14 protein-coding genes and 2 pseudogenes are annotated in these 21,805 nt (G+C 54.8%); 3 read left to right on the top strand and 13 right to left on the bottom strand.

What is annotated here, in order from left to right:
- Positions 1 to 60: 60 nt before the first annotated feature.
- From AMC88_RS25915 to AMC88_RS25880, 8 genes are all read right to left on the bottom strand, one after another.
- Complete coding sequence (locus AMC88_RS25915; protein WP_004673291.1) at positions 61 to 750, bottom strand: GntR family transcriptional regulator; 690 nt, start codon at positions 748 to 750, stop codon at positions 61 to 63.
- A gap of 120 nt (positions 751 to 870) precedes the next feature.
- The gene (locus tag AMC88_RS25910; RefSeq protein WP_018247149.1) at positions 871 to 1,665 is read right to left on the bottom strand and encodes an N-acyl homoserine lactonase family protein; all 795 of its coding nucleotides are present in this window, start codon (positions 1,663 to 1,665) and stop codon (positions 871 to 873) included.
- Entirely contained in the window at positions 1,665 to 2,792 is a 1,128-nt protein-coding gene (locus tag AMC88_RS25905; RefSeq protein WP_004673287.1) for a zinc-dependent alcohol dehydrogenase family protein, read from the bottom strand. The genes AMC88_RS25910 and AMC88_RS25905 overlap by 1 nt, the downstream gene beginning before the upstream one ends.
- A gap of 12 nt (positions 2,793 to 2,804) precedes the next feature.
- Positions 2,805 to 3,689 (bottom strand): MBL fold metallo-hydrolase, encoded by an 885-nt coding sequence (locus tag AMC88_RS25900; RefSeq protein WP_011053353.1) that lies wholly within the window; start codon positions 3,687 to 3,689, stop codon positions 2,805 to 2,807.
- 352 nt (positions 3,690 to 4,041) lie between these two features.
- Entirely contained in the window at positions 4,042 to 6,600 is a 2,559-nt protein-coding gene (locus tag AMC88_RS25895; protein WP_004673285.1) for a sensor domain-containing protein, read from the bottom strand.
- A gap of 431 nt (positions 6,601 to 7,031) precedes the next feature.
- Complete coding sequence (locus AMC88_RS25890; RefSeq protein WP_018247148.1) at positions 7,032 to 8,231, bottom strand: ABC transporter substrate-binding protein; 1,200 nt, start codon at positions 8,229 to 8,231, stop codon at positions 7,032 to 7,034.
- 184 nt (positions 8,232 to 8,415) lie between these two features.
- On the bottom strand, positions 8,416 to 10,929 hold the full coding sequence (locus AMC88_RS25885) for a methyl-accepting chemotaxis protein (RefSeq protein ID WP_008534365.1): 2,514 nt from the start codon (positions 10,927 to 10,929) through the stop codon (positions 8,416 to 8,418).
- Between the two features lie 211 nt (positions 10,930 to 11,140).
- The gene (locus AMC88_RS25880; protein ID WP_011053351.1) at positions 11,141 to 11,890 is read right to left on the bottom strand and encodes an SDR family oxidoreductase; all 750 of its coding nucleotides are present in this window, start codon (positions 11,888 to 11,890) and stop codon (positions 11,141 to 11,143) included.
- Between the two features lie 1,195 nt (positions 11,891 to 13,085).
- Here AMC88_RS25880 and AMC88_RS25875 point away from each other — a divergent pair.
- Complete coding sequence (locus tag AMC88_RS25875) at positions 13,086 to 14,081, top strand: AraC family transcriptional regulator (protein WP_004673281.1); 996 nt, start codon at positions 13,086 to 13,088, stop codon at positions 14,079 to 14,081.
- A 70-nt stretch (positions 14,082 to 14,151) separates the two neighbouring features.
- On the opposite strand, the gene AMC88_RS25870 is transcribed toward AMC88_RS25875, so the two are convergent.
- Together AMC88_RS25870 and AMC88_RS25865 are read right to left on the bottom strand one after the other, a co-directional pair.
- Complete coding sequence (locus tag AMC88_RS25870) at positions 14,152 to 14,337, bottom strand: hypothetical protein (RefSeq protein ID WP_004673279.1); 186 nt, start codon at positions 14,335 to 14,337, stop codon at positions 14,152 to 14,154.
- Between the two features lie 521 nt (positions 14,338 to 14,858).
- On the bottom strand, positions 14,859 to 16,868 hold the full coding sequence (locus AMC88_RS25865; RefSeq protein WP_004673275.1) for a HAMP domain-containing methyl-accepting chemotaxis protein: 2,010 nt from the start codon (positions 16,866 to 16,868) through the stop codon (positions 14,859 to 14,861).
- A gap of 398 nt (positions 16,869 to 17,266) precedes the next feature.
- Here AMC88_RS25865 and AMC88_RS32415 point away from each other — a divergent pair.
- Positions 17,267 to 17,726, top strand: a pseudogene (locus AMC88_RS32415) (helix-turn-helix domain-containing protein); the annotation flags it as partial.
- A gap of 460 nt (positions 17,727 to 18,186) precedes the next feature.
- Positions 18,187 to 18,729: pseudogene (locus AMC88_RS32410) on the top strand (reverse transcriptase domain-containing protein); the annotation flags it as partial.
- A 68-nt stretch (positions 18,730 to 18,797) separates the two neighbouring features.
- On the opposite strand, the gene AMC88_RS25850 reads toward AMC88_RS32410, so the two are convergent.
- The 3 genes from AMC88_RS25850 to AMC88_RS25840 all read right to left on the bottom strand — a co-directional run bounded on the left by AMC88_RS25850 (position 18,798) and on the right by AMC88_RS25840 (position 21,798).
- Positions 18,798 to 18,983: a hypothetical protein gene (locus AMC88_RS25850; RefSeq protein WP_004668636.1), complete on the bottom strand. Its 186-nt coding sequence runs from the start codon at positions 18,981 to 18,983 to the stop codon at positions 18,798 to 18,800.
- 284 nt (positions 18,984 to 19,267) lie between these two features.
- Complete coding sequence (locus AMC88_RS25845) at positions 19,268 to 20,755, bottom strand: NAD-dependent succinate-semialdehyde dehydrogenase (RefSeq protein ID WP_008534338.1); 1,488 nt, start codon at positions 20,753 to 20,755, stop codon at positions 19,268 to 19,270.
- Between the two features lie 23 nt (positions 20,756 to 20,778).
- Positions 20,779 to 21,798 carry an ABC transporter permease gene (locus AMC88_RS25840; RefSeq protein ID WP_004668632.1) on the bottom strand — a complete coding sequence of 340 codons (1,020 nt, stop codon included), beginning with the start codon at positions 21,796 to 21,798 and terminating at the stop codon, positions 20,779 to 20,781.
- Positions 21,799 to 21,805: the final 7 nt, after the last annotated feature.

Genomic DNA, 21,805 nt, shown 5'->3' with positions numbered 1-21,805 from the left:
TAAGCAGATTTTCAGACAATCTGTCAACCTTAGCCGTCGCCTGAACTTCGTTTTGTGGAACTACTCGGAGGTTTCGACGGGGTTCTTGCTCAAGTAGTCCAACGCCACCTTAGCCGCGATTTCGATATGGCGCTTGCAAAGCGCGGCTGCCCTGTCGCCATCACGCAACGCAATAGCGGCCGCAATCTCTCTTATTTCGAAAACGCTGTTCTGCAGCCGCCCTGGCTGGGTCATCGATGTCATCCGCAACAATGTGACCCGGTTGTGCAACGACGTGAGCATTTGCTTCACAAACACGTTCTTGCTGCCGGTCATCAAACAATCGTAAAAAGCGGTCTTGGCTTCGATGATCCGCGTTCCGGAACCGCTCTTGGCTGCGGCTTCGAACGCTTCCACGGTCTCGAGGAGAGCAACGATCTCTTCATTCGAACCGTTCTCGGCGAACTCCTGGCCGGCAAAGCTTTCAAGCAGCGCGCGTACACTATAAAGCTGCCTAGCCTCCTCGTAGCTGATAGTGCTGACAACCGGCCCCCGATGCGGATAGCTAGTAATAAGCCCTTCAGCTTCTAACTGGCGTAGCGCCTCGCGAACTGAAGTTCGGCCAACCCCGATAAGTTCGCACAACTCGCGCTCCACCAGCCGCTGCCCGGGCTTGAAACGGCCACTTGAAATAGCCTGCCGGAGCTTATCCTCAACAAGGATTCGAAGAGAGGCGTTTTGACGTCTAATCTGGAGGTCGATCGTTCCCATTCACAACAAACCTTCGATGAAATTTCTAGTGACGCACAGAATCAATATACTGCCGGAGCGTTTCGTAGGACAACCCGATTGTCTGCAAACAGCAAAAAATTTCAATCGGTTTATTGTGGGTCACAGGAGAACTCTAGCGAACTGGAGGTCTGGCGCAAGGGGAGAAAATTTCTGTAGCACCTCAGGGTCATGACCCGGAATGATGAGTCCGTTTGCTCCGGCAAGGACGCGGAGCTTGTTGTAACCCTCGATGACCTCTAGGTAATCTGCAAACAGGGGAAACGCGCCGTCATTTTCAAGATAGTGCTGGAAATGAAGCGCGTCGGAAGCGATAACCAGCAAAGCGCCGCCTGTTGCCACCGTAACAACTTGCAAACCTTTCGAGTGACCGCCAACCAGATGCACCCTGCATCCAGGAACAATTTCCCCATCCCCATCATGGAACCGTACCCGTGACTGAAAAACGAGCCGGACCGCGTCGACGACACCTTCTGTAGCAAAAGGCCGACGCATTCGCTCATGGCACATACACCGCCCCGTTCCATACGCCATCTCCCGATCCTGAATGTGAAAAGTGGCGTTAGGAAAGGCCGGGAGGTTTCCGGCGTGATCGTAGTGCAGGTGTGTCACAACGACATCAGTAATTTCGCTGGATTTGATGCCAAGGCTGCTCAGTGCTGCCACCGGATGGATCAAGAGGGTCCGCCCTCTGGCCGCGCCCTCTCCGGCTTCGAAACCAGTGTCAACAAGAATTAATCGGTCCTCGAGACGGATCAGCCACACGAAGTAGTCGATTTGTGATGGACGATCATGAATGTCATTCGTCTCTAGTATCAGGTCACTTACTGGTCTTTGCGCGGTGCCGTAATGGATGGCGAGCACTGTCCACTCGTTCAAGAGAATTCTCCCCGCCATCAGTCCATCAAGACTAGGTGTCGATTGATCTCGGCCCTGTCAAGACGGTCGAAAACCTCATTGATCTCATCAAGGGGGCCAGTGCTCGACAGCAATTTGTCCACTGGCAGCTTACCTTTGAGGTAAAGGTCGATATAGCGGGGTATGTCGCGCGATGGCACGCAGGAACCCATATAGCTGCCCTTGATCGTTCTCTCCTCTCCGACCAACGGCAAGGGCGAAACCTCGAAACGGGAATTTGCGCTGGCCAGTCCGGCCGTAGCGGTCATCCCTCCGCGCCGGGTAATCTCATATGCAAGCTCGAATGCCTTTTTGGATCCAGCCATCTCTATCGCGTAGTCTACCCCGCCGCTTGTCGCGCCTTTTACTTGGGCAACAATATTCGGCGAGGTGGCCAAAAAAGTCTTCGTCGCTCCCAGCTCCTTGGCAAGATCCAGCTTCGCTTGGATTAGGTCGATCGCCACGATATCGCTTGCACCGCTCGCAACAGCGCCAAGTATCGCCGAAAGGCCTACGCCGCCGAGCCCGATTACCGCCACACTACGGCCTGGGCGGACCCCACACGTGTTCATCACAGCTCCAACGCCGGTCATAACGGCACAGCCGAAGAGAGCAGCTGTCGCCAAATCGATATCTTTGGTCACTTTGACTACCGAGCTCGCCGACACGACAGCATATTCGGAAAACGCAGAAACGCCGCTATGGTGGTTAATTTCGTATCCTCTCAAACGGATGTGCTTGCCGCCGGATAGAAGCGTTCCTGCAGCATTGGCCTGGTAGCCCGGTTCGCAGAGGCTGGCGCGGCCTTCAGCGCAATATGAGCAATGGCCACAAACCGGCAGAAATGACATGACTACATGGTCACCAACCTCAACCTTCTCGACACTCGGTCCGATTGCTGCGACGACGCCAGATGCCTCATGGCCTAGAGCGACTGGAAGCGGACGCGGTCTGTCCCCATTGATTGCGGACAGGTCAGAGTGGCAGACACCGGCAGCCTTGATCTTGACCAACACCTCCATGGGGCCAGGCGGCGTCAGTTCCACAAGCTCAATCTTAAGAGGTTTCGAATTTGAATAGGGCTTCGGCAGACCCGACTCCCTGAGGATTACCGAACGCATCTGCATCTTTGAAATTCCTTATCGATGTGCAAGCAACTGCATTGGAGAGGGGATATAGCGGAATCCGTCTCCGTTTCGCACCACATGCCCGGCACCTGGCCATGCGAAGTGATAGGACATTACCGCAATGCGATCTGTCGCCAGCATATCAAGCACGCGCGTGCGGGATCTAGCTGACAGCTTCGGGTCCGTGTCGTATCGGAATTCCATCATCGGCCTCTCCATCAACAGGATATGATGGTGCGTAAGGTCGCCGAGAAAACAGAGGCGATCGTTTCCCGACTGCAGCATAAAACAATGATGACCGAGCGTGTGGCCGGGGGCCGAAATCGCGTGAACGCCCGGCAAGAACTCCTCGCCGTCTTTGAAAAAGAAGGTCCGATCCTTGTGGGGAAGCAGGTTTCGCCGAGCGTTATCGATTTGAAATTGAAATGAAGAATCGATCGACGACCCGTCCGTCCAGTCCGTGAAGTCTCGCTCACTGATGAAGATGTCGGCGTTCGGGAAATTTAACCTTCCATTGGCATCGCACAGACCGCCGATATGATCGATATGGGCGTGCGACAGAACCACCGCATCGATCTCCGTCGGATCTCGACCTGCCTCTCTCAGGCTGGCTAGGAGTCGACCTGTGGTGGGCCCGAAAGCTTTGGAAGACCCCATCCCGGTATCAAATAGAATTGTTCTTCCATTTATCTCAACAAGCGGCACGTTTTGCTCGAGTACAACTTTGTTCGTTGGCAGGAAATTGTCCTCTAGCATCAGGCTGACCGTGCGTGGCTCTACCCCCAAGAAGTTCAGGCGAGGATCTCCTAGCTCTAACGGCCCGTCGGACAGTACCGTGATTTTTCCATCGCCAAATTCGAACGGATAAAAATACGGAAGCTTGGCCAGGTGATGCATACTAAGAGACACTGATTTTCCTCCCATCAGGTGCTTGGCGACATTTTTGGCAGATTGTATGATAATCTGTCAAATATTTTTGAAGAAAGCCATATCGAGAGCGACTGCCTTGCTTTAGGAGCCGGTGTACCGCGTTTTCCCCGGCCTACCGAATGCCGCGCAGTAGGAGCAGAGCATTCGAGAATGCGGCTCGCGGGGCCGCACAACGCATGGTCGTTGACCCAGCGTTGCCCCCTGTTCCGCGAAAAACCGCAGACATTCAGAGATTGACGAGGCTCAAGTTGAGTTGTCTCACAGCGCGCACCGCATCACCGTCCATCAGACAGGTGACATTTTCCCTTATTCGCGCTCATCATCGCGAAGCGGCGTAACGATCTGAAACGAAGCCGGTGGCGGACGCGCGCACCCAAAGAGCGATCAATTCCATCTTCGGCAGGGCCTTGCTGTAAAAGAAGCCTTGCGCCGAACCGCATCCGTTCGCTGCGAGAAATGCTGCCTGCTCGGCGGTCTCAACACCTTCCGCCACCACGTCCTGCCCAAGACATTGTGCAATGGACAGAATCGCTTTGACCAATTCTTCGTTCCTTTTGTCCGAGCTATTTATGAATGACCGATCGATCTTCAGCGTGTCGATCGGGAAGCGGGCTAGATAGTTGAGCGCCGAGTAACCGGTGCCAAAATCATCGATAGCAATCGAAAATCCCATTTGACGCAGCTTAAGAAGCGTCTGCAGGGTCTCGCCCTTCCGATCGAGAAGCAGACTCTCCGTGATTTCGATTTCGATCCATTCCGCGCGGCAACCGGTTTCACCGAGGATTGCAGCGATCTCGTTTACCAACCGTGAGCATTGGAATTGCTTACCCGAAAGGTTGACTGCAATCTTGTGCAGGTGGTGGCAATCGGCGTTCAGCTCCTTCGCCGTCTTGCACGCTTCACGCAGCACCCATCGCCCGAGTTCAACGATCAGCCCGGTATCCTCAGCGACCGGAATGAATCGAACCGGCGGAATCATGCCCATCTCGGGATGAGGCCATCTCAACAACGCTTCCGATCCTATCATTACGCCGCTGTCCAGAAGCACCTTGGGCTGGTAGTGCAGCTCCAATTCTTCGCGCTCGATAGCGCGGCGCAATTCAGATTCCAACTGCATCCGCTCCTCCACGCCCACAGTCAAATCCTTCGAATAAAAGCGAAAACTGTTTCTCCCCGAGCGTTTGGCAAGATACATCGCAGAGTCGGCGTATTTCACCAGATCGTTGACATCTGTGCTGTCGTCGGGCGAGATCGCGATGCCTACACTGCATGACACGTAGACTTCCTTGCCATCCAATAGGAAAGATTCCTTGAATCTCTCGAGGATCGAGCACGCAACCCAATCGAGATCGTCGGTTGTCTGGATTTCCGGCAACAGAATCGCGAACTCGTCGCCGCCGAGACGCGCAACCGTGTCGAGATCGCGGACAGATTTCTTAAGCCGGGTAGCGACCTGGCAGAGTAGTTGATCACCCACAGGGTGACCCATCGTATCGTTCACGACTTTGAAATGGTCGATGTCAATCAGCATTACCCCTGTCCGCCGACGTTGAGACGACGCGTCACTGACGACCTTTTGCAATCGCTCGTTAAACAGCAAGCGGTTCGGCAAAGAAGTCACCGGATCGTAAAAGGCCATTTGCCTGATTTTTTCCCGCGAGGCGTTCAGTTCCGTGACATCGCGAGAGACCCCGAGGACTCCTGTAACCTCTCCCCCGGCGCCGAGGACCGCAAGTTTACGTGTTTCGAGAAGAATGGACTGACCGTTCTCCGGGGAAACCACCCAATTCTCGTCGATAAGTATGCCACCGGCTTCGATCGTGGCCTCATCAGATTTTCCGGAAATGTGAGCTCTCTCAGCCCCGAACAATTCAAGGTCCGTTTTTCCAACGACCTCCGCCTCCGATTTCCCGGTCAGCCGCTCAAATGCATGATTGCACAACAGGTGTACGCCATCGACATTCTTTACCCAAACCATGTCAGGAATGGTTTGCAGCACACTTAGCAATTGCGTCCGCACGGAGTTGATGGCGTCTTCCGCCTGCCTTCGTTCCGTGACATCACGCGAAAATGCCAGGAGCGTGGTGGCGGCGTCAGGATCGGCGCTTGGTCGTCTAGCCACCGACAACTCGAACCATCGGGTCTCGCCGTTTGGCAAGGATACGCTAATGCATCGACCGTAGGCAACTCCTTCACTGCTTGCAGTTCGAAGCGCCTCCATTGCAATAGCCGCTTGATCAGGCGCAAGAACTTGGTCGACCGTCCTACCCAGTAGCATTTCCCGCTGCTGGGCTAGTAGTTCGGGATTTCTGGTCCAGACCTGAAGATATCGCCCATCCTCGTCGACCTCAAACAGAACGTCTGGAATAGCGGTGACGATCCCTTGGGCTAGTTCGAGAGCGTTTTTGAGTTCCTGCTCCGCCAACTTGTGTTCGGTTATGTCGATGATAACGCCAATCAGACCCGCGGGCTCGTCGTCGTGACCTCTGAAAACTGCCTTGTTGCAGACAACATCCAGGATGGCGCCGTTTGCGAGAGCGATCTTACGCTCGGAGACTTGGGCTCCACCCCTTTCAAGAAGGCCTTTCTCTTCAATAGAATAAATTTCCGCCAGTTGCGTTGAACTGAGATCAAAATCTGTATTCCCGATGATCTCGTCGCGCGAGCGACCGAGGAGATCTTCGAAAACCTTGTTGCAACCGACATAGCGACCGTGCAGATCTTTGAAGAAAATTGGGAGGGGCAACACGCCGATCAATGCTTCAAGCAGCGCTCCTCGGTCGGCTGAGGTATCATGATGCAGCGCTTCGTCTCTCCGGCGATTGCGCCTTTTCTGAAAAAAGGAGCGTTGCCAAAGCGGTTGTAAAGTCGAATTCATCGTGAAGCTCCTTACCGAGGGCCAAGACAGATGCATCATCCATCCGATCAGGAATTCCGGGAACGCCACCCAAATCATTCGAGCAACAAATTGATGCAGATATGTCAGTAAGGCGTCGAACCGCGCGTCGGCCTGAGCCGGATAGTGCGGTCGGAAATGAACTTTGCTTTCACATTCGAAGCAACAACCTTCGCGGCAGCACGTAGATCGAAAGGCGCAATGAGTATGTTGTCCCGTTTGGCGAGAGGAGGGCCGGAGGAAGAATGCTACCGCGGAGCAAATATGTTCGTTGGAACCGGATCGCTTGTCTCATGTCTCCTGAGGCGACCCGGGCATTTCCCAATTTGAACTGTCATTCCTTAGCGCAGCCTACCTTGCACGAGAGCCGATCATGAAGGCACCGCATTCCACACAGACCCCGCATGCGATCTTCAATCGGCCGGCTTCCAGGAGAGCGGATCCGCTGGGTTATCGAAATATTTAGCAGCAGCGCTGGCAGACCACCAAGCTGTATTCTTCGGCTCGATCCAATCCTCAGAGTTAGGATCGCAATCAGCTGGCAAAACCGCCATTACATCCTCTATGGTACTGGGAATTGCTGGCCGCAGGATTGTCTGAATTTTGGGGCCCTGTCCCTCAAGAGTTCGCATCATTACGTCCCATACGAAACCCGCCTCAGAGCGCGGCGGCCAGAAATGAAAACTCTTGCTTACGAAGTCGGGGTTCCGTCGCCAGTAACAGGCTGCCGAAGCTTCGCCCCCTAGAACGATTGGGATCATGTCGCGCCCGGACTGGCGCACCGCGTTGATAACACCATTCTCAGCTCCCGACTGAACGATAATACCATCAATTCGACCGGGATTCGCTGCAAGGAATTTTTGCACCTCGGCCTGCGCGACCTTGTCTGTCCACTTCCCGTCGACATGACCTACGATCTTTATCTCGGGATAATACTCCAGAGCCTTCTTTGCGCCGACGTCAAAGCTGTCCGAGGAGGCAAAGCCGGAGATCCCCGAAACGAGAAGCACATTGCCACTTCCTTCGATTTCTTCAGCGAGCCACTTCGCCGCCTCAAACCCGCCTTGCATGTTGTTCTCAGTTGCGTTGACGGCGAACGGCGATGTTACGTAACCAGAGTACGAGAACACAGGCACTCCTTTTGAATACGCATACTCTATCGTAGGATTAAGCGCCGTGAGGTTCGAACAGCAGATAATAATTGCATCAACGCCGTCGTCTACCATCTGCCGCATCTGCCTGATCTGGACAGCGTCTTCAAGATTTGACTGGGTGACGATGAACTCGGAGACCAGCCCCGCTTTCTTGAAAGCTGGAACAATCTTGTTTGTGAACTCATCAAGAATACTCGCACGCCAAGAATTGTCAGCATATGTCGATGCGTACCCAATTTTCCACGGCGGTGCTCGCTGTGCCTTAAACGTGCGGAAGACAGATTCACCTGTAGGCAACTTTGGATCGAGCAACTCGTAGGTTTTTCGTTCCTCCCGCGGCAATTCCGTAAGGCCACCGGCGGCCGCTACAGAAGGGATCACCAAGCCGGTGATTAGAATAATGGCTCTTGTAATTTCACGTATGCGCACGGATTTGATACCTCTCGTGTCTCTGAGCATTGCAAAGCAGTTGATCTCTTGAAGGTTGATCGGCTCTAGGTGGGTTTTTTACAGTCAGACGGGCGGCGAAAGGGAGACCAAGAGCCTAAGGCCGGATTTCGCTTCCGTAAGCGGATTTCCCTTCAGTAGAACGCCGCTATCACAGTGGCCATCCGACGCGTGGCAGTCTCGTTCGATGCGTAGCTTACGCCACTAACCTAACCCGACGCGTCGACTTATCTTCGGTCAATTTGAATGAAGCGAGCCGCTCGCTGAGTTCGTTAGTCTGATCCGAGAGAGTCTTTGCCGCGGCATTTGTCTGCTCGGCCATGGCAGCGTTTTGTTGTGTTCCCTGGTCAAGTACATTGACGTTATTGTTGATCTCGGCGAGGGACGCCGCTTGCTCGCGGCTCGAATTGACGATTTGATCAATCCGATCGGAAATCTTCAAGATCGACGCCGTTATGTTGTGTAACGCCTCACCTGCTTTCCCCACGTAATCTGAGCCGATCGCCACCTCCGAAGAGGATTCCGAAATCAGGTGGCGAATCTCGCGGGCTGCAGCTGATGATTTCTGGGCAAGTTCGCGCACTTCCTGGGCTACGACTGCAAAACCCTTTCCGGCATCTCCAGCACGAGCCGCCTCGACACCAGCATTTAGTGCCAAAAGATTTGTCTGGAACGCAATCGTATCGATCAAACCAATGATTTGGCCGATCTTGTGGGACGCGTCTTCTATTCTGCCCATTGCGTTGATCGCATCGGTCACAATGGTTGCCGCACCCTCGGCGTGTTCTTTAACAACGGACACGAAAGCCTGGGTTTCATAGGCATTCTCGGATGATTTTCTGACCGTGACCGTCACCTGTTCGACGGCGGCCGCAGCCTCCTCCAGTGAGGCGGCTTGCAATTCAGTTCGCCGCGACAGATCATCTGAGGCTTTGAAAAGCTCGCTGGTTCCCCATTGAATTTGATTGGTATTCTCGTCGATATGAGACACTGTCTCTCTCAGGATCGAAAGCGAGTGATTGAAATCGCGCCTCAGCGGCTCAAGATTGGGATGGAATTGGCGGTCAATTTCTTGAGAGATGTCGCCACGCGCCAATCGAGATAACGCCTCTCCTAGAATGGTGACGGCAGTTGCGACCTCCTCCTCCATCTGAGCGCGTTCGCGTTCACGATCCATCCGCTCCTGTTCAACGGTTTTCCTATCGGCTTCCGTTCGTGTCTCGATGTCCATCTTCGAGACAGCATTTTCACGGAAAACCTCGAGTGCGCGAGCCATTTCACCTATTTCGTCTCTCCGGTCACGTCCGACAATCTGCGATCGAAGATCGCCCTTTGCCAGCTCTTGCATGCGCTTCGCGATCCGTTCGATCGGGGCGCGAAGTGTCGCCATCAGGCCGGCGCCAGCCGCCAAGGCTACCAAGACGCCGGACACTGTGGCGATAGTTGACAGCAAGCGGGCAAGATTGCTTTCATTGCGAGCATCGTTTTCCTGAGTTGCTGCAAAGGTTACGAGGTTTTTCCAGATCTCCTGGCCGGTTTTGTCCGCCTCAGAATATTGCGCTTGGCGGGCTTCCGCTATCTTGACCAGCTTCTCTGTGTTCTCTTGGATAGAATCCACCTGGGCGAATAGATCTTCCTGCATTTTATCGAAGCCAGATATCGAGCTGGCAACGCCTCCAACTGCCACGGTGTCACGCGCCAATTTTGTAAGTTGCTCAACGAGGCGCTGCTGATTCTCTGCGTTGGCTGTACGGAACAGGTTATTGATTTCGATTTCGATCGAATCGGCGTCCTGGCCGATCGTTGTCGCCGTCGCAACAAGCATTTCGGAATCCGTCAACGCTTTATCCAACGCCCGGATCGCATTTGTTCCTTCAATCATGTGCTGGATCGCATCCACTCGCAGGTTCGTCGCAAAGCTCTGTAGGTCAGAGCCGGCAAGCCGTGTGGAAGGGTCGACAAATTCGGGGTTGGCGATTAGCTTGGCGATAGTCCTCTCAATTTTAGTAACGGCCTGCTCGTCAGCAGTCGAGACTACCCGCTTAACTGTTTTTAGCGACTTTTTGATCACAAGCCCTTGCTGGGCGACAGTCGGAGGCTGCTTCGCTCCGTCCGGCAAGCTCACCAAGTCTTCCGCCATGTGTTGCATAACTGATGCCGTATCGAGTGAGCGGGTAGCCTCCCGGAGCATGGTTTTCCCGGAGTTCTCCTGATTGCGTACTTGTGAGCGCACATCAACCGCAGCCAATTTAAGGGCGCCTCCGACCTCCTTGATCTTCGACAAGTTGGAAACAATGTCGCTGCGAACGGATTCCTCGTCATTATGCAAAGACCACATGCGGCCGATGCTGCCCGAGATAACGGACATTGCCGATACACTGTTTTCGAGCGCACCAGTTTCGCTCCCGCTACCTGCCGCCGCTTCCTGGAGCGACTGCATGGTTGCGCTCTGCCCGTTTAAACTTGTCAGCGCCTCATCTCGGTACTCCGTTGAGCTTTGCGCCAAAAAGCGGTTCATACTTTCCGCGACACTTCGAAACCCGCTCAAGGTCTGAAGAACCTCATTTGAAAGCCGAAGACGAGACTGAAGCAAGCCAGTTGCTTTTAAGCCGACCCCACCAACTGCCGCCAATATCAGGATCAAGGGTACAAGTACCAATAACACCTTTGCTCTTATGGTAAAGGTGGACAACAGGCGATCGACGAACATACTTACCTCCAAAGGGCTCAAACGGTGCTGGGGCCTCGCTTTTGGAATAGTAATGTTTGAGCCTGAACGAACATGGATAAGAGTTTCACTAAAACAATCGAAACTTTTTTACGTGTTGTTAGGATTTGACCTCTTACCCATTGCGTCTTTCGAGAAACTTAACGGAAGGTTAATACCTGCAGATTTGCCGGATCAGAACGTGGGAGTGGATCTATCTGCACCGAGGATCGATCTCCAGCACGTTCCCTGTCAGCTTTCCGGACAGTTCCGAATTCGCCAGGAATTGCACGGCGTGGATCACTGTTCGAAGCACGTCATTTTCGCTTGAAGACGTAGAGTTCACATCGCTGGCGTGTACAGCATTTATCCTCAGCCCGGAACCGAAATATTGCCTAGCAATTGCGGAGGTAGTAGTGCGCAACGCCGCTTGAAGGACGGCTTCTGCTTCCAGCGAGGTCGTCTCTTCGAACCATGCGACGTCCACTACGGCAAGCTCCGCGCCCTGAAGTCGAGAGCTAAAGGCACCTGTAACTCTGATTAGATTGGATACGGCATCAAGCCCCAGATTCGCGCTGGATAGCGATCCCGTTACAGTTTGGGTTGTTTCATTTCTGCGGAAAACTATGTTCACCAGAACGTCGACCCGTCTCCAGCGCAAATACACCTGGTCAGCCATTGAGTTGACGTAAACGTCTCTGTTCGGGTTGACTTTGACCGGTAAAAAATTGTTTCCCTGGCCTTCAGCCAGGGAGGCGAAGTCGGCGGGATTGGCGTCGCCTACGGCGACCCGATAGCCTTTTTCTATAAATGAGCGCGCCAAACAAAGACCAACAGGATTTGACGCGCCTATCAAGACACAGACTTTTTCCCCAGGAGAAATGTTGGCGTCACTGTCACGTTCAACCAGTACCTCGGTCGATGGAGTATGACACGCCTTGTGAGTCAGAGACGCTTGTATCACGCGCCGGTCGCCGCTTCCGGCAGATTAAGAAGGTCGACAATTTGTGCATTTTTGGCCAAGTTTAGCACTTATAACTCCCGGTCCGTCGCTGCGTCTCCCGCGAACAAGCAATGCGCGGGCGATATAGTAAAATTTTTGTCCGACAATCTGTCAATTCCTTTTTGCGATTTTCGGCGGACACAGGTCGAGACCGGCGTCATTTTGAGGCCTCATGCACGTAATGCCGTAAGCATCGGTATTCCGACACCCGGTTGAGTTTGATGTGGTCTTTCCTGTTAGTCTTCTCTCGCCGCCACGTTCCGATTTGATCGCGCTTTTCGCGTTCGCGCGGCACAGACAACAGCACGCCTATGGCAGCACAAGCTGTTTGACCATCATCAGGTTTCGTCCTTAAGCTCTTCTTTTGCCCAATCAGACGCCCGGAGTCCGTACCCGCTAAGAAGAGCGCAAAGTCAACTCAATGCGACGAGGCGCGGCTTACGCATTGATATTTGCCGCGACCGCCTCGCTTAGTAGGCCAAAAGAACTCGTCGACGTCTTTGCGTCTCCGAGTGTTGAGCCTGGAGCGTGCCTCTCTTATACGTCATAACCGAAGTATGCTGATGCGCAGGTTAAGAGGACCAGCGTGTGGCGAAATCGTGGGGCCATCCTACAGCACAATCATTTTTCTCCGTGTCGACTCAACGGCCTCCAAGGTCGGTTGGCGTAGGTTCTCTCCCACTCATAGCACTCCCACCCTTCCCGTGACGGGCTGCGATCGAAAGCAGCCCGTCACCCCTCGCCTTGGGAGGCATCTTTAGATTGATTTGCCGTGCGGGAACTCCACTAGAACCGTGGCAGATTTCCCTGATGCTGCCTTGCCTTTGATCAGGAATAGCATTAACGTATATCAGACAATCTGTCAATCTGTTCGAGGCTTGTGGAAGCCAGTCATCGCATCATTAGAGGCTTCCCAACTGCAGCGCTGAAAAACTAGGAGGCCATCTCGAGCGGGAGAACGTGGATGTCGGTGCTGGTGATGATCCGCCATGACGAAAGCCTAGGGAATGAGAGATTCAACCGGCCTCCACAAAGGTCCGAATCGGTCATGTACGCGATCAAAATCGCTCGCACGCCATCCGGTCTCGAGCTTTGAAGGTTTGGAAAACTAGTCCCGGCATGTGCGAGTTGGTGTTCATAGATAGGTTTATATTGGATGACCGAAAGTTTGTTCAGCAAGCCCGATGAAGGGACCTTAGTGAAAGACAACTTTATCGAGGGCTCCGATCCCGAACGTCTTTTGCCTTTGATATCATCGCCCCTGGCGTCCTCTGACCTTGCTCAACACGACAGTAGATCGCTTAACTCTCGCTGCAGTCGAATTTCCCTTGATGGTTTTGGCGTTGCGGATGCCCATCATGAAGGGGCGTTCTCGGTCATGATAGATTCCCCAGTTGACGTCGTAACGGTCTTCCTGCCGGCGTCCGGGAATGCAGTCTTTCATTGGTCTGGGCAACAGGTAGAGTCGCCGCATGTTGCAAATGCTCCGCTGAATGCCCGACAAGATGGCATAAGATCTCAACTGTCATTGACGATCGATACGCAATCCTTGCGTGACAAGCTTTCTCGCATGCTCGATCGGACGATCAGCGGAAATCTGCAAATTCAGCCGACCCTTGATCTTGCATCGAGCGCGGGAACGCTCATGCGAGAACTAGCCCTGTCTGCCCATCGCGGCCTCAGTGCCGGGGGGGCTCTGCGACAATGCCCGTCGGCCTATAGCTCGCTCCTCGACGCGATAGAGTACCTTTTGATCGAAAGCTGTATGCATCGCTATACCGATGAACTTCGTCGTCCGTCTCCGTCTCCCACGCCTCGCCACGTGAAACGGGCAATGGAGTTTATGGAAGAGCATATGGCTCAACCCATTTCCCTTAACGATATCGCCGCTGCGGCCAAGGTCAGCGTGCGGACTTTGCAGCACGGCTTCCGACAATTTCGTAATACCAGCCCCACAATGCACCTCCGAGACTTGCGTATGTGCGCAGCTCGACAGGAACTGCTGCAAAACGGCGCTAAAATCAGCGTTTCGGAAATAGCGCTTAAGTGGGGCTTCACACACCTCGGCCGTTTTGCTGCAGAGTACAAGAGACGTTACGGCGAACTGCCATCTAAAACAGTGCATATGATGGCCTCTCCGCCCGAAAGCTGACCCGGAAATAGCCCTTCGCGATGGCGCTGTGGTTCGCAGCGCTCCACCGGGCTATACCATCGCTGCGCCCTTAATTTTTCGGTCTGTCGCCACAGACGGTCAGCAGCCGAGCGTACAGTGCTTCAAGGTGATTGGTGATTTGGATCATTTGCAGCCGCTCTTGCTCCAGGCGCTGCGACTGTGCATCTTCGTGGCTTTCTAAGTGGGTATCTGTCTTAGCCTGTTGCCCGAAATTGATTGCGATAACTTTGGACATCTTCGAACTCTCGTTGAATTTCGTTAATACTCCGCGTCTTGAAGGAAGACAGTCGCGGAAGGTGAAAAAGCAAAAGTCTGCTAGGCAGCTGCGATGCGTCCTGATTGGTGCCAAACCTTTGCTCAAAACTAAGGGAGCATTCCATCCCTTGTTCAAGCGGAGTGATTCCGTAGCTGAAGGTTGGGTCGAAGTCGCGCCTAAGTCCGAACCGGTTGGATCCGATCGCCGTTGATCGATAGAATGCCAGAGACCTGATCGACGACCGGGCCGATGATACCATCTGCTACCTCAACGACGACAATGGCGCTGTGGCTAGACCGATGGGATTGGTTATCTCGGCAGCAAGCTCTATCACCGGAATGACAGAACCGGCAGATCCCTGAACCGAGAACATGCGTTAGGGGCAGCGGCGTCGCCTCTGCTAACCCCCGGATTTCCGGGATCAACGTCGTCTTCATGCAGAACTGCTGGCTGCCAGATGGAAACCGATAATATCCTGCGGTGAATTATGACATGATTCATTAAAACTCTTCCCATTCCTTAGTCGCGACAGCGGCTGTAGTACGTCCGCCGAAGGCGCCGGCAAGCTTCTGGGAGAGGGCACGCGCTGGCGAGGCGGCCGGCTTACCGTTCTGGTGGGCAACACGCCGTACAAAAGTCGAACCGTCGAGCCTGAAGCGCGCAATAAGCCGCGCCAGATTGGAAGCCTCATCCGCCAACCGGTTGGTGGCCGCCGTCGATTCTTCCACCATCGCCGCATTCTGCTGGGTCGTCTGATCCATCTGGTTGACCGCAGTGCTGACTTCCGCCAGCCCGGTCGATTGCTCTCGTGCCGCCGTCGAGATCGTATGAACGTGCTCGTTCACCTTGATCACGTGGCCTCGGATTAGACCAAGGGCATCGCCTGTGGCCGTTACCAGCCTGACCCCAGTTTTGACCTCGTCGCCGGACCGGTTGATCAGCGCCTTGATATCCTTGGCGGCAGTGGCGGAGCGCTGTGCCAGTTCACGCACCTCCTGAGCCACAACGGCGAAACCCTTTCCAGCGTCACCCGCACGCGCCGCCTCGACGCCGGCGTTAAGGGCCAAAAGATTGGTCTGGAAGGCGATCTCGTCAATGACGTTAATGATCTGGCCGATTTCATCCGAGGCCTGCTCGATGCGGCCCATGGCGGCGACCGCGTCTTTGACAACCGCGCTCGACTGCTCGGTGCTTCTGCGTGCCTCATCGACCATATGGCTGGCTTCCGTGGCTCTTTCTGTCGAGCTTTTTACCGCCACCGTGATTTCCTCAAGCGCCGAAGAGGTCTCCTCCAGGGCCGCGGCTTGCTGTTCCGTGCGCTTTGAAAGGTCGCCTGAGGCGATGCGCATCTCGCCGGCTCCGCCGTTGATCGTGTCGACGGCGGAGCGAACCTCGCCTAATACGGATCGAAGGGCTGCCATGGTGGCGTTGACATTACTCTTCAGTTCACCAAAGGCTCCCTGAAACTCGCCGCACATGTTTTCCGTCAGATCCCCATCGGCAAGCGCTGAGATAACTCGGCGAGTTTCGGCGATGCCCCGGTCAACAGAGGTGACCAGCTCATTGACGCTTCCTGCAAAACGGTCGAGAGCCGCATCGCCGTATTTCTTGGTGATGCGATGGGTGAAGTCACCGGCTACGGCGGCTGACACCACCTCGGCAATGCTCGACTGCAAGTCGGCGCTCTTGGCCTGCAACGCGGCCTCCTGCGCGTTCAGATCGCGGGCCTTGATGCTGTTTTGCTTGAATACCTCAACGGCTCTCGACATCTTGCCGATTTCGTCGGCGCGCATTGCGAAAGGAACCTCAGTGTCGAGATTACCATCTGCCAGTACGCCCATCGTGGTAGTCAACCGCGAGATCGGATCGGTAATCTTCCGGATGCAGTAAAGCAGGGCTATAATGCCCGTCGTAGTTGCCAGCGCCATGGCAAGAATGGTGACCAAAACCGTCGATGAAACGGCGCCCATCGTGTTTCCGACGGCCGCGACTCCACCACGCTTGTTAACTGCGACATCCTGGTCAAGGAGCGCTCCGCTATCATTATACAGTTTCGTCGTGGCGTCACTCGTTAGAAGAGCAAATGCTTCATCCTTCTTGCCTGCCTGCATTAGTTTAACAATCCGCTCGCCATCCTCCTGATATTGCGTCCACAAAGCGGAGAACGCGTCATAGGCCTGACGCTCCTCGCCGGATGTCACCATCGGCTCATATTCACCACGGGCATTCGCGAGATCCTCCATCTTCTGGCGGAAGGTGGTGATATTATGCGCAAGGCTCGTCGAATCTGATGAGTTTGTCACCAGCCTGAACTGCAGGATGCGGTAGTCCCCGGTGATCGTATTGATCCGATTTATCACATCGATCGATGGCAGCCAGTTGCTGGCAACTTCGGATATATTGCTCCTAATGGACAGCAGCTTGACGATACTCACGATGCCCTGGCCCGCCGCGAGAAGAGAGAGCAGAACAAATATCAAAGATAAAGCGAGTCTAATGGACTTGGGCATAAAGGCAAACCTTTTAGGTGAGGTGGACGATCGACTTGTCTACTCAAATCTTCCAATTGCCGTTTCATTCATTCGAACGGCAGATCAATCTTGTGGGTCTGTGACATAGCTGAGAATACCTATTGGTTGCGTTGGTTAATGAAGCCTTTCCTGCCCGTCTCGAATGCAAAAAGACGACGTTTTAAGGATAGTCAGGCGTCCAATGGATCGTCCGCGCTTACAAGGAGGATGCAGCCGGCAAAATTTCATTTGGCGCCGTTCGAAGAGCATCATCGTTTTCAGCAACCGAGTTTCGCCGCGCCACGAGCGACCTAGAGCAAGTCCTGCGATCGATGAATCGATTGTGATGTGACGGCGTCCATCGAAGCTGATTCAACTCCACAGAGAAGAGGTGGATGATGGGACAGGCCCTGAGCGATGATCTTCGAATACGGGTTTTGAAAGCGTCTGCGGCGGGCATGTCGGCTCGACAGGCTGCGGCTCGTTTCGGAGTTGGGATTTCGACGGCGATCCGCTGGATTGCAAGAGCGAAAGAGGGTGAGCTGACTGCTCGGCCACAGGGCTGGAGACGACCTTCGGCAGTGGATGCACACGAGGAATTCGTTGTCGCGTTGATCAACGAGCGTAGGGATGTGACGCTCGATGAGATGGTTGAGCGCTTGTCCGTCGAGCGGCAGGTGAAGATCAGCCGCAGCGCACTTGGCGCTTGGCTTCGAAGCCGTGGGTGGACCTTTAAAAAGGACCGCACACGCACTGGAGCAGGACCGACCGGACGTCCTGAAGCGCCGGCGCGCCTGGTTCGATGGTCAATTGGACCTCGATCCGGAGAAACTGATCTTCATCGACGAAAGTGTGCTGCAGAGGCACGGAAGGAGTTCAGTGTGAGCTAACCCCGTAACGTGAAGCTGCGTGAATGATGGAGGATGGCCCTCCGGGATCGGCTTTCAGGAGCGGGTCTCAAACCAGTCCGAGCTGCTGCGGTAAAGAGCCGTGGTGGTGAGCGCCGGATGAAAAGTTCGGACGAGATCCGAGCAGGTGCGTGTCCGAAGACGAACGAAAGTGAACCCTCCGAAGACGCGCCGTTATGAATATAAGCGTCGTCGAAACCAGGACTGTTTCGTCATCCTGGGACAAGTCCGCCGGGTGCCTGATGATTGGGCGGGCGGCGACCGGCGTAGAGGGGGCGTGAGTTGGACACAGGCTTTCACCCGGAACTGCAGGAACCAGGCTCCTGATGCCAAGGGAGAAGCCCAAGCGGAGAAACCGTAAGGCGAGAGTACCGATGCAGGAGACTGGGGCGGACCGATCCGTATGAGCGTTGAGGGCCCTGTAATGGGGCCGGAGCAAAGGGATCGGATCAGGTGGTCGTATTGTTTGGAACAACTGGAAACAGGACTTCGATAGGTACGACAGACAAGCCGTTTCGGATTGAGAAGCGGCAAGTGTACGAAGCTTACAAAGCGGTCAAAGCCAACCGTGGTGCAGCCGGGTGGACGGTGAGACCCTGGAGATGTTTGACAAAGACCTTGCGAGAAATCTCTACAAGATCTGGAATCGGCGGTCAGTGATCGGATCGCGCAGATGGTGGTCAAGCAGATGATTGATCCGGAATCCGACATCAAAGCTGTTCGACAATCTTCCGCATGATCTCTTGCTGAAGACGGTCAGAAAAGACGTTAAATGCAACTGGGCTCTGCTCTACATCGAAAGATGGTTGACCGCGCCTATGGAAAAGAACGGAGAAGTCATTGAGCGGATGCGTGGTACCCCGCAAGGGGGCGTGGTCAGCCCGATCCTATCGAATCTCTTCCTGCATTACGCGTTTGACGTCTGGATGACCCGGACGCATCCGGATCTACCATAAAGGCCTGGCGCCGGCGAAGATCGGCGGCTACGTCAAACCGACACTGAGGGTGCGGCCGCCGACAACTACACCTTGACGCGTCGCTGGTTGACGCGAATGGCTTTCGCTTGACCCTCCACGCTGGCACGTGCAGCATCGTCGGCCTGATCGATTTCAGGACGAACGCGTGCATCGATCGGGTGGTGATCATGCTCCTGCTCAGGACTCCGATACGTTGAAACGACAACGCCACGGTGCAACAGCTCGTTCATGTCGTGTTACCTCTTCGAAGGCTACAAGCTATCTGGGAAAGACTTACCTTGTAGGGCATTGGCGGAAGGATCGACAATCGAAAAGACAGGCAGAAATCTCGTCTGCAAGGCCGGCCCCAGAAGGGGTCGGAAGGGAAGATCCGTAGGACAGCTCCCGCGAAACCTCTAGAAAAGTCCAGCCTTTTGAGACCTCGCAACCGGCGGAGAGGATGTTGCTGTCCTGCCTCTATTCAACAGACCTCTCCCCCTTTAAGTTCAGTCGGCGAGCGACCCTTGGGCGATCGCTATGCGCCGATCCCGCCCATGCAGACGTATTTCATGGATAAGAAGTCATCCATTCCGTACTTTGAGCCCTCTCGGCCGAAGCCGGATTGCTTGACGCCGCCGAATGGCGCTAATTCGGTGGAAATCAGACCCGTGTTCACGCCAACCATGCCGTATTCCAGCGCCTCTGTGACCTTCCAAACGTTCCTGAGGTCGTTGGCGAAAAAGTAGGCTGCCAAGCCGAATTCCGTATCGTTCGCGAGTTCGATGACTTCCTCGACAGTATCGAACTTGAACACCGGAGCCAGAGGCGCGAAGGTTTCCTCACGCGCAACCTTCATATCCTTTGTGGCACCCGAGAGAAGCGTTGGTTGGACGAACGTGCCTCCGCGAGCATCGCGGTCACCACCAACCACGACAGTCGCACCCTTGGTCACAGCGTCATCGATATGACCATAGAGCTTTGCTACCGCTTCATCGTTGATCAACGGGCCGATCGTCGCCCCGCTCTCAAACCCGTCAAGAACCTGCAAGGCACTCACGCGCATTGCCAGCTTCTCGACGAACCTGTCATGGATCCCGCTCTGTACGTAAATACGGTTCGCGCACACGCAGGTTTGACCCGCGTTACGAAACTTAGAAAGCATAGCCCCCTCGACCGCCTGGTCGAGATCTGCATCGTCGAAAACGATAAACGGCGCATTGCCGCCGAGTTCCAGGCTCAGCTTCATGATCTTCTGGGCGCCTTGCGCCATCAAGATACGGCCAACTTCGGTCGAACCGGTGAAGGTCAGTTTCTTGACGACCGGGTTGGAGCAGACCTCCTCGCCAAACATTCTTGCATTATCCGTCGGGAGGACGCTGAACAAGCCATCGGGTATTCCGGCACGCTCCGCGAGGATCGCCAATGCAAGCGCCGATAACGGAGTCTCGGCAGCAGGCTTGAATACGATCGCGCAGCCGGACGCGAGCGCCGGCGCGATCTTGCGGCACACCATCGCCGACGGAAAGTTCCAAGGAGCGATGGCGGCCACAACGCCAACCGGCTGCTTGATGACAAGCAGTCGCTTGTCGGCCTGGTGACCTGGAATGGTGTCACCATAGACACGCTTGGCTTCCTCACCGAACCATTCGATGTAGGAAGCGCCGTAAGCAATCTCGCCACGCGCTTCCGCCAGTGGCTTGCCCATTTCCGATGTCAGAATTACGGCCAGGTCTTCAGCGTTAGCTACCACCTCTTCGTAGAACTTCCGCATGATCAGCGAGCGTTCCTTCGCCGAAACCTTAGCCCACTTCTTCTGTGCAGCCTTTGCAGCATCGATAGAGGCTCGCACTTCAGCAAGGCCAGCGCTAGGCAAAGAGGCAAGGACGTCCATCGTGGAGGGGTTTAGCACGTTGATGCGTGTGCCGTTTACCCCTTCGCTCGACCACTTTCCTCCAACCAGCATCTGCTCGCGAACGAGAGTCTGGTCCTTTAAACGGCCTAGCAGGGTGCTGGAGATTGCCATGGATCTTCCTTTCTATGCATTGATCATATCTGATTTCGAATGTGTGGTGACCGTGCGTATATCGCGACCATCGGAACGATGAGCAGACCGACGACAGCCTGCTGCGCCGGAAAGTTCAGTCCGAGGCCAACTAGAAGCGAGGTCAGTACAGTCAGGACAAGAACACCGAGCACTGTCGCGCCATAGCCGCCCGCCCCACCAAGAAGCGACGTCCCTCCAATCACCACCGCTGCTACGGTGGTGAAAAGATAAGGGTCGCCCACGCCGACGAAGCCACCACCGGAAAACCCTAGTAGCAGCATGCCCGTGATTGCAGACATGGCACCGCTGACGCTATGGATGACGGTCCAGACCTTGAATTCGGAGATTCCGAGGCGGGCGGCCGCCGTCCGGCTTCCGCCGACGGCGTAAATGCTGCGGCCAAACCAGGTGTTGTACATGAACCATCCAAGCGCGATGGCGACGATAGCCCAGATCACGATGACCGGAGGCAGCGACAGGCCGAAAAACTTTCCGTTGAACGCCGAAATGTTCCTCAGCCATTCGGGTACCGGAGCAAACACTGTACCACCAAACGCCGAGCCGAGTGAGGTGTAGATCTGGACCGCACCGACGGCCGCGAAGCCAACTCCGAGCGACATGATCAGCGCTTGCCCTTGGAGACGGAAGCTCAGGGCGCCATTGGCGGCCCCGACAAGCGCACCGAGGAGCATGACAACCAGCATCGCGAGGGGAGCGGGAATACCTGCGACCATAAGGCTGGGAAGGAGGATGTTCGCGCCTCCAATAATATATGGTATCGAAAGATCGAGCGCACCGACCAGAGCGCACAGGGTCTGGCCAATGGAGGCAAGCCCCAGAAACGCTGCGAGAAGAAGGATTGAACGCGCGTTTTGGGATGATACGAAGCCGGGGACCAGCAATGCACCGAGTGCTAAGAGAGAGGCCAGAAGAACAAAGCCAATGACGATGCTCCGATGAGCCTTGAGCGGGTTAGACTTCTGAGCCGATTTGATTTCGGAATTCATAACTGTCGCGACCATTATCTTG

The sequence above is a fragment of the Rhizobium phaseoli genome (assembly GCF_001664385.1).
Classification (GTDB): Bacteria; Pseudomonadota; Alphaproteobacteria; order Rhizobiales; family Rhizobiaceae; genus Rhizobium; species Rhizobium phaseoli.
Note: the sequence above shows the minus strand (reverse complement) of the source record. Positions and strands in the feature narration are given on the sequence as shown.

Bases quoted from the DNA above. Each gene is read 5' to 3' on its own strand.
- AMC88_RS25915 (WP_004673291.1), bottom strand. From the start codon at position 750: ATGGGAACGATCGACCTCCAGATTAGACGTCAAAACGCCTCTCTTCGA.
- AMC88_RS25910 (WP_018247149.1), bottom strand. From the start codon at position 1,665: ATGGCGGGGAGAATTCTCTTGAACGAGTGGACAGTGCTCGCCATCCAT.
- AMC88_RS25905 (WP_004673287.1), bottom strand. From the start codon at position 2,792: ATGCAGATGCGTTCGGTAATCCTCAGGGAGTCGGGTCTGCCGAAGCCC.
- AMC88_RS25900 (WP_011053353.1), bottom strand. From the start codon at position 3,689: ATGCATCACCTGGCCAAGCTTCCGTATTTTTATCCGTTCGAATTTGGC.
- AMC88_RS25895 (WP_004673285.1), bottom strand. From the start codon at position 6,600: ATGAATTCGACTTTACAACCGCTTTGGCAACGCTCCTTTTTTCAGAAA.
- AMC88_RS25890 (WP_018247148.1), bottom strand. From the start codon at position 8,231: ATGCTCAGAGACACGAGAGGTATCAAATCCGTGCGCATACGTGAAATT.
- AMC88_RS25885 (WP_008534365.1), bottom strand. From the start codon at position 10,929: ATGTTCGTCGATCGCCTGTTGTCCACCTTTACCATAAGAGCAAAGGTG.
- AMC88_RS25875 (WP_004673281.1), top strand. From the start codon at position 13,086: ATGACCGAAAGTTTGTTCAGCAAGCCCGATGAAGGGACCTTAGTGAAA.
- AMC88_RS25870 (WP_004673279.1), bottom strand. From the start codon at position 14,337: ATGTCCAAAGTTATCGCAATCAATTTCGGGCAACAGGCTAAGACAGAT.
- AMC88_RS25865 (WP_004673275.1), bottom strand. From the start codon at position 16,868: ATGCCCAAGTCCATTAGACTCGCTTTATCTTTGATATTTGTTCTGCTC.
- AMC88_RS25850 (WP_004668636.1), bottom strand. From the start codon at position 18,983: ATGAACGAGCTGTTGCACCGTGGCGTTGTCGTTTCAACGTATCGGAGT.
- AMC88_RS25845 (WP_008534338.1), bottom strand. From the start codon at position 20,755: ATGGCAATCTCCAGCACCCTGCTAGGCCGTTTAAAGGACCAGACTCTC.
- AMC88_RS25840 (WP_004668632.1), bottom strand. From the start codon at position 21,798: ATGGTCGCGACAGTTATGAATTCCGAAATCAAATCGGCTCAGAAGTCT.